Here is a 7,689-nt window from a genome sequence, read left to right on the forward strand (position 1 = left end):
CCGCGGCCGGTCAGCCGGCCTCCCCCGGCCACGCCACCTCGGTCGCCACCGGCGCGCCGTAGTCCACCCCGGGGACCTCGAAACCGTAGAGCCGGTGCACCTCGCCGCGGAACCACTCAAGGTCGGCCAGCTCCGCGATGTTCTCCGTCGTCGCCCGCTGCCAGCGCTCGGCGACCGCGGACTGCACCTCGGGCGCCAGCTCCCAGCGGTCCAGCCGGACCCGGCCCTCCTCGTCCAGCTCCAGCGGGCGCACGCCGGTCAGCTGGTCCCACAGCTCGCTGAGCTGCGCCACCGGGGACACCATCCGCTCGCCCAGGACGCCGCGCAGCAGCCCGACGTAGAGCGCGATACCGGGGATGGCGGTGGACGACTGGGTGACCGCGGCACCGTTGACGGAGGTCACCGCGCGCCCGCCGACCAGCTCGGTCAGCCGCTTGTCGAGGTCGCGGGCGGTGGCCTCCAGGTGCGCCTTGGCGGCGCCGATGGTCCCCTTGCGGTAGATCGCCTCGGTCAGCGGCGAGCCGATGTACGACAGCGCGGCGGTGGAGAAGCCCTCGGCGAGCAGCCCGCGCGCGGCCAGGTGGTCGATCCAGCGCTCCCAGTCGGCGCCGCCCATCACCGCGACGGTCTGCGCGATGTCCTCCTCGGCGGCCGGCGCGGTCTCCACTTCCTTGACCTCGGGCGCGCCCGCGTCGTCGAAGACCAGGGTGCGGGTCCGGGACGGTTCGCCGATCGGCTGGAGCACCGAGGCGTACGTGGTCCCGGTCTCCGGATCGGTGCGGCGCGGCGCCGCGACCGAGTAGATCAGGTGGTCCACCTTCCCGCCGAACCGCTCCTCGATCACCTCGGCGACCTGGTCCTTCATCGCGTCGGAGAACGCGTCACCGTTGAGGAACACCAGGTCCCGCCCGGCCTCGCGGGCCAGTTCGGCGGTGGCGGCGGTGCGGTACCAGCCGGCGGTGGCGGTACGCCGCGCGGTGGCCGGCTTCTCGAAGCAGACCGCGACGCCCCGGATACCGGCCCGCTTGAGACCGGCCAGCGTGGCGGCCAGCCCGTAACCGGCCGACGAGCCGATGACCAGGGCCACCGGGCCGTCCGCGGGCGGCGGCGCGGCGGGGGCGGACACCGCGTCCCACATGCCGGACACCAGCTGCCGGCACCCGGCGGGGTGCGAGTCGAGGAAGAGGAACCCGCGGCTGCGGGGGCGGTCGATCACGCGCTCGGTCACGTTCAGGTCCTTGGACGGTTCGGACAGGACACCCATGATTGTCGCGATCGCACCCCCGCACCGGCCGCCCGCCCCGCCCACCCGCGCCGGAACGGCATAGTGGAGGCCGCCCTACAGGGGCATGACAGCCGGAGCCGGGGGCGGGCCGGCCCCATCGGGACCGCAGGCCCGCCGCCCACCGCCCCGGCACGACCGCACGCACGTACGCACCAGGGGGGAACCCGCACCATGCCGTCCGCACTGCCCGCACCACCGGACCCGTCCGGGGAGAACGGCCCGGCCGCCGCTACGAGCCGTACGAAGCCCGGCCCCCGCCGCCGCAACCGCCCCTGCACCGCCCTCGCCCTCCTGGCCGCCGCGGCCGCCCTCCTCACCACCGCCACCGCCTGCGGCCCGGACACCAACTCCGCCGCGCACCACGGCAGTTCGGCGTCCACCGACCACAAGAACCCCGGCCCCACCGGCCTGGACGACCTCAAGCGCTGGAAGGACGGCGGCTGGCAGAACTGGGGGAGATGGGCCCGCAAGGCCCAGGACTTCGCCAACCCCGTCATCAAGAACCACTGGCAGCCGGACCGGATGGCCCGCGCCCAGGCCGCCCCGGACGTCGGCGTACGGGCCGGCGACGCGGCCGGCGGCCACGGTGCCACCGACCCCGAGCCGCGCCCGGTACGCGCCGAGGAGGTGGCCCGCCCGTACCACCGCAACATGGCGCCGGTCGGCAAGATCTTCTTCGACAGCCCCAAGGGCCCGATGGTCTGCTCCGGCACCATCGTGGAGGACCCGGCCCACCCCGGGAAGTCCGACCTCGTGTGGACCGCGGGCCACTGCGTCCACTCCGGCCGCCAGGGCGGCTGGATGCGCAACATCGTCTTCGTCCCCTCCTACAACGACACCGGCGTGCCGATGAGCCGGGTCGGCACCACCCCGACCCGCGAGGTCACCCCGTACGGCCGCTTCTGGGCCGACTGGATCACCACCTCCGGCGAGTGGATCGACCTGGGCAGCGCCGAGTCCGGCAACGCCGGCTCCGCGTACGACTTCGCGGTGCTGCACGTCCGCCCGGAGAACGGCGGCGGGAAGTCACTCCAGGAGACCGTCGGCGCGGCCGCCCAGGTGTGGTTCAACGCCCCGCACGCGGACGGCATCAGCTCGGTGAAAGCGTTCGGCTACCCGGCCGCCCCGCCCTACGACGGCGCCCGCATGATGGCCTGCCTCGACCGCCCCGGCCGCCTCACCATGCGCCCTGGCACCCCGCCCATGGACCGCATCGGCTGCACCATGACCGGCGGCACCTCCGGCGGCGGCTGGTTCGTCAGCCGCGGCGGCAAGCTCGCCCTGATCTCCAACACCTCGATCAGCTCCACCGCCCACACCTGGCTCGCCGGCCCCTACCTCGGCCCCGAGGCGCAACGCGTCTTCACCACCATCAGCGCCAAATTCGCCGGCAGCCGCTAGCGGCGAACGTCCGGAAAACCCGATCACGGATACTGGCAAGGCAAGGCCCCCGCCCGCAGCAGAGGAAGCACGCACCCATGAAGCTCAGCCGCCCCGTCTCCTGGTTCCTGCTCGCCTTCGGCGCCTGGTCGTGGGTGGTCTGGACCACCTTCGTCAAAAACTTGGCCAAGGACGCCAGCGGCCTGGCCTTCGACCACGGCACCCCCACCGCCTACTTCTGGATCCACCTCGCCCTCGCCATCACCTCCTTCCTCCTCGGCACCGCCATCGGCGTCATCGGCCTCCGCGGCCTCCGGGCCCTGCGCCGCGAGGCGGCGGCGACCGGCGCCCCTGCCACGACGGAGTGATTCACGTCCCGTACGGGCGACCGGTGGATCCCCGCCGGGCCGGGCTCCGTCTTTGAATCCGGGACCGCCCGCGGTCCGGCCGCCGGCCGGTGCCCAGGCGTTCCCGGCCCACCGCGAGGAACCGGTGTCAGTGCTCTGACCTGCCCTTTCGCCTGGTCCCGAGGGGCGCCTACGAGTCGTGTGCGAAAGGTGGATCAGATGCAGCAGCTCCCCCGGAAGGCGGGCGGATACGAGGAGACGGGGGCAGCGGGAAGGGCGGGCGGGGGCGGCGGGTCCATCCGGCCGTTCGGAGGGGCACTCTTCCGTGGGGTGCGTTCCCCGGGGCGGCCGCGGGCGGGTACGTTCACGGACGTGCCGACGACCTTGAGTACCCCCGCGTCCCCCTCCGCCGTACGTGCCGTCGCCGCGCTGGCGACCTCCGCGCTGCTGATGACGCCGCTGCTGGCCGGCACCGCGCACGCCGCCCCCGCGGACGGCGGGCAGCAGCCCAAGGTGCCCGTGCCGCCCGCGAAGATGTCGCGGGTCGGCGGGGAGCGGCTGGGCCTGCCCGGTGTCCAGGTGCAGCCCCGGGCGGGCGCGCCGAGGCTCCCGGACGAGAAGGAGCTGACCGCCCGTTCCTGGATCGTCTCGGACGCGGAGACCGGCGAGGTGCTGGCCGCCAAGAACGCGCACTGGCAGCTGGCGCCGGCCAGCACGCTGAAGATGCTGTTCGCCGACACCGTGCTGCCGAAGTTCCCCAAGACCCGCACCTACCAGGTCAAGCCCGCCGACCTGGCCGGGATGGGCGCCGGCAGCAGCCTCGTCGGCATAAAGGAGAACCTCACGTACTCCGTCCACGACCTGTGGCTGGGGGTCTTCCTGCGGTCCGGGAACGACGCGGTGCACACCCTGTCCGCGATGAACGGCGGCACCGAGGCGACCGTCAGGCAGATGCAGCAGCGGGCGGTGGAGCTGAACGCCACCGACACGCATGTGGTCACCCCGGACGGCTACGACGCGCCGGGGCAGGTCTCCAGCGCGTACGACCTGAGCCTGTTCGCGCGGGAGGGGCTGAAGAACCCGGACTTCCGCGAGTACTGCTCCACGGCCAGCGCGCAGTTCCCGGGCGACATGGGCAAGGACGGCAAGCGCGCCACGTTCGGCATCCAGAACACCAACCGGCTGCTCAGCGGCGACTACGACATCAAGCCGTACCCGGGCATCGCGGGCGTGAAGAACGGGTCCACGACGAACGCCGGGTCCACGTTCACCGGGGTCGCGCAGCACGGGAACCGCAAACTGCTGGTGACCGTGATGAACCCGGAGAAGAAGGTGCACAACGAGGCGTACCGGGAGGCCGCCCGGCTCTTCGACTGGGGCTTCGCCGCGGACGGCAAGGTGGAGCCGGTCGGCCGGCTCGTCGGGCCGAAGGGCGCGGACGACGGGCCGGACGGCACCGGCTCGGCGAAGAACGGCGGGCAGCAGGCGCGGGCCGCGCTGGACACCGCCGGCGGCTCGGGCGCGCCGTGGACGGCGGTCGGCATCGGCGCGGGTGTGGTGGCGCTGCTGGGCGGGGCGGCGTACGTGGTCCGCAGGCGGCGGCCGGCGGCCGAGGGGGCGCGGTCGCGCCGGGGCGGCTCGGGGGGCGCGCGGCGCAAGTGAGGGCGGTCCTTCCTGGGGCGTCCCCTTGGCGTCAGGTGCCGGTGGCGGTGGATTCCGGGCGGTGCCGCGAGCCGGTTCAGGTCTCGTTGGCCGCGGTTTCCGGGCCGGTGCCCCGGTCCGTCCCGGTGCCGCGCCCCTTCCCGGTGCGCTGGGTCGCCGTCCAGGCCGCGCAGAAGATCAGCAGCTTCGCGGTGAAGTTGATCCACAGCAGCAGCGCGATCGGGGTGCCGAACGCCCCGTACATACTGCGCGCCGCGACGCCCCGCAGATAGCCGCTGAGCAGCAGTTTCAGCAGTTCGAAGCCGATCGCGCCGATCAGCCCGGCGGTGATCACCGCGCGGCGCGGCGGATGCGCCCCGGCGAGTTTGGTCAGGACGTACGCCAGCATCAGGAAGTCGGCGAGCACCGCGATGCAGAAGCCGGCGGCCGTCAGCAGCACGCTCGCCGCGCCCTCCCGCGGCAGTCCGATCGCCGCCGCGGCCCGGCCGACCGCCGCCGAGGCGAACGCCGAGCAGGCCACCGACGCCACCGCGACCCCGCCGAGGCCGAGCAGCAGCCCGCCGTCGCGGGCCTTGCCGACCAGGAAGTTGATCTCCTCGTCGGGCGCCTCCCAGACGGCCCGCAGGCAGTCCCGCAGCGACTGCACCCAGCCGATGCCGGTGAGCAGCAGCGCGGCGCCGGCGATCAGGCCGACCGTGCCGGCGTTCTCGACCAGCGCGCCGAGGTCGAGCTGCCCGGCGATCCCGGGGATCTGCTCGGCGAGCTTCTTCTGGAGCTGGTGCAGCTGGGCGTCGCCGATCGTGGCGGCGACGATCGCGGCCGCGACGGTCAGCAGCGGGAAGAGCGCCATGAAGCTGGTGAACGTGATGGCGGCGGCGAGCCGGGTCCAGTGGACCTCCAGCATGCGGTTGTAGCTGCGCCAGAGGTGGGTGGTGAGCATCCGGTCGACCAGGGGGGCGAGCCGCGGGCCGACGAGCGGGAGGCCGCGCATCCAGGTCAGCTGGCCGTCGGCCTTGCCCTCCTGGGGGCTCTGCCCGGTCCCGCCGGGGTCGCCGGCCCTGCTCCCGTCGCCGTTCCCCGGCATTCCGCGTTCGTCCGCCATCCGCGTACCGCCCTCCCGACACCCGACTGACCCGGAACACTAGCGTCCGGATACCCCGGAAACCGGGAGCTACCCGGCGGGCCGCCGGAGAGCGACACGGGAGGGCGGGGACGGTCAGCGGGACGGCGCGGGCGGCCGGGACAGTCCGGCCTCGGCGGCCTGGCGGGGCAGCGTCACCGGCCCGCCACCGGCCCCGAACGGATACTCCCGCTCCAGCCGCCACACCGCGTCCGCGCCCTGCTCGTAGAGCGCGAAACCGCCGATCAGCCAGGTGGCGGAGAAGTCCGCCAGCTCCTTCTGGGCGCGGTCCATGGCCGCCTCGTCGATACCGTGCGCGACGGTGACGTGCGGGTGGTACGGGAACTGCAGCTCGCGGGCGCACGGCCCGGACGCGGCGCGGACCCGCTCCTGGAGCGCGGTGCAGCCGCGCGCCCCCTCGACGACCTGTACGAACACCACCGGCGACAGCGGCCGGAAGGTGTCGGTGCCCGCCAGCCGCAGCCGGAACGGCCGGCAGCCCGCGGCGACCTCCGCGAGATGCGCCTCGATGGCGGGCAGCGCCGCCGCGTCGGCCTCGGTCGGCGGGAGGAGGGTGATGTGGGTGGGGATGGCGCGGGCGGCCGGGTCGCCGAAGCTCTCGCGCTTCCGCTGGAGGAAGCTGCCGTAAGGCTCCGGGACCGCGATCGACACGCCGAGCGTTACGGTCCCCACTGCGTTCTCCCTCCTGATGTGTGGCATGCGCCTGATGCGTTGCCTGCGCGCCGCGGGGGCGCGCACCTTCTCAGTGCGCCGGGGGCGTACCGTGCGCGCCCCCGGCCTTCCGCGGTCGGTCAGCGCTTGGCCGGCAGGAAGCCGATCCGGTCGTAGGTGGCGGCCAGGGTCTCGGCGGCCACCGCGCGGGCCTTCTCGGCGCCCTTGGCGAGGATCGTGTCCAGCGTCTCGGGGTCGTCGAGGTACTCCTGCGTACGGGTCCGGAACGGCGTGACGAAGTCGACCATCACCTCGGCCAGGTCCGTCTTGAGCGCGCCGTACATCTTGCCCTCGTAGTCGCGCTCCAGGGACGGGATGTCGCGGCCGGTGAGGGTGGACAGGATGGTGAGGAGGTTGCTGACGCCGGGCTTGGCCTCGCGGTCGAAGCGGATGACCGTGTCGGTGTCGGTCACCGCGCTCTTGATCTTCTTGGCGGTGGCCTTCGGCTCGTCGAGCAGGTCGATGATGCCCTTCGGCGAGGACGCCGACTTGCTCATCTTGATCGACGGGTCCTGGAGATCGAAGATCTTCGCCGTCTCCTTGACGATGTACGCGCTCGGGATGGTGAAGGTGTCGCCGAAGCGCGCGTTGAAGCGGTCCGCGAGGTCGCGGGTCAGCTCCAGGTGCTGGCGCTGGTCCTCGCCGACCGGGACCTGGTCGGCCTGGTACAGCAGGATGTCGGCGACCATCAGCACCGGGTACGTGAACAGGCCGACCGTGGTGCGGTCCGCGCCCTGCTTGGCCGACTTGTCCTTGAACTGCGTCATCCGGGACGCCTCGCCGAAGCCGGTGACGCAGTTCATCACCCAGGCGAGCTGGGCGTGCTCGGGGACGTGGCTCTGCACGAAGAGGGTGCAGCGCTCCGGGTCCAGACCGGCGGCCAGCAGCTGGGCGACCGCGACGCGGGTGTTCCGGCGCAGCTCCGCGGGGTCCTGCGGAACGGTGATCGCGTGCAGGTCGACCACCATGTAGAAGGCGTCGTGGGACTCCTGCATCGCCACCCACTGGCGGACCGCGCCGAGGTAGTTGCCGAGGTGGAAGGAGCCGGCGGTGGGCTGGATACCGGAGAGCACACGAGGACGCTTCAGAGCCATGGCAGCCATTCTCTCAGGTCCGCGGGGGGCCTGGGTGTGGAGGCCCGGGGGTGTTCGGGGCGGGGGGCC

Annotated in this window: 7 protein-coding genes; 3 read left to right on the plus strand and 4 right to left on the minus strand. The window is 73.3% G+C overall.

The window, feature by feature from the left end:
* Nucleotides 1-10 precede the first annotated feature (10 nt).
* Nucleotides 11-1,228 carry an enoyl-[acyl-carrier-protein] reductase FabV gene (fabV, locus tag ADL22_RS24050; protein ID WP_066983572.1) on the minus strand — a complete coding sequence of 406 codons (1,218 nt, stop codon included), beginning with the start codon at nt 1,226-1,228 and terminating at the stop codon, nt 11-13.
* Between the two features lie 228 nt (nt 1,229-1,456).
* On the opposite strand from fabV, the gene ADL22_RS24055 reads away from it, so the two are divergent.
* From ADL22_RS24055 to ADL22_RS24065, 3 genes are all read left to right on the plus strand, one after another.
* Nucleotides 1,457-2,686, plus strand: coding sequence for a trypsin-like serine peptidase (locus tag ADL22_RS24055; protein WP_234430840.1), 1,230 nt, complete (start codon nt 1,457-1,459; stop codon nt 2,684-2,686).
* A gap of 77 nt (nt 2,687-2,763) precedes the next feature.
* Nucleotides 2,764-3,033 (plus strand): SCO4848 family membrane protein, encoded by a 270-nt coding sequence (locus tag ADL22_RS24060; protein WP_066983554.1) that lies wholly within the window; start codon nt 2,764-2,766, stop codon nt 3,031-3,033.
* A gap of 351 nt (nt 3,034-3,384) precedes the next feature.
* A complete protein-coding gene (locus ADL22_RS24065) occupies nt 3,385-4,674 on the plus strand; it encodes a D-alanyl-D-alanine carboxypeptidase family protein (RefSeq protein ID WP_107116374.1) in 1,290 nt (429 codons plus the stop codon).
* Nucleotides 4,675-4,750: 76 nt separating this feature from the next.
* Here ADL22_RS24065 and ADL22_RS24070 read toward each other — a convergent pair whose 3' ends face one another.
* The 3 genes from ADL22_RS24070 to trpS all read right to left on the minus strand — a co-directional run bounded on the left by ADL22_RS24070 (nt 4,751) and on the right by trpS (nt 7,620).
* Nucleotides 4,751-5,674 carry a YihY/virulence factor BrkB family protein gene (locus ADL22_RS24070; protein ID WP_066983581.1) on the minus strand — a complete coding sequence of 308 codons (924 nt, stop codon included), beginning with the start codon at nt 5,672-5,674 and terminating at the stop codon, nt 4,751-4,753.
* A 216-nt stretch (nt 5,675-5,890) separates the two neighbouring features.
* On the minus strand, nt 5,891-6,487 hold the full coding sequence (locus ADL22_RS24075) for a 2'-5' RNA ligase family protein (protein WP_066983557.1): 597 nt from the start codon (nt 6,485-6,487) through the stop codon (nt 5,891-5,893).
* A 119-nt stretch (nt 6,488-6,606) separates the two neighbouring features.
* Nucleotides 6,607-7,620: a tryptophan--tRNA ligase gene (gene trpS / locus ADL22_RS24080; RefSeq protein ID WP_066983560.1), complete on the minus strand. Its 1,014-nt coding sequence runs from the start codon at nt 7,618-7,620 to the stop codon at nt 6,607-6,609.
* Between the last annotated feature and the right edge of the window lie 69 nt (nt 7,621-7,689).

Origin of the sequence: Streptomyces sp. NRRL F-4489 (assembly GCF_001509485.1) — a bacterium.
GTDB lineage: Bacteria > Actinomycetota > Actinomycetes > Streptomycetales > Streptomycetaceae > Streptomyces.

Coding starts and splice junctions, on each gene's coding strand:
- ADL22_RS24060 (WP_066983554.1), top strand. CDS start 2,764: ATGAAGCTCAGCCGCCCCGTCTCCTGGTTCCTGCTCGCCTTCGGCGCC.
- ADL22_RS24055 (WP_234430840.1), top strand. CDS start 1,457: ATGCCGTCCGCACTGCCCGCACCACCGGACCCGTCCGGGGAGAACGGC.
- trpS (WP_066983560.1), bottom strand. CDS start 7,620: ATGGCTCTGAAGCGTCCTCGTGTGCTCTCCGGTATCCAGCCCACCGCC.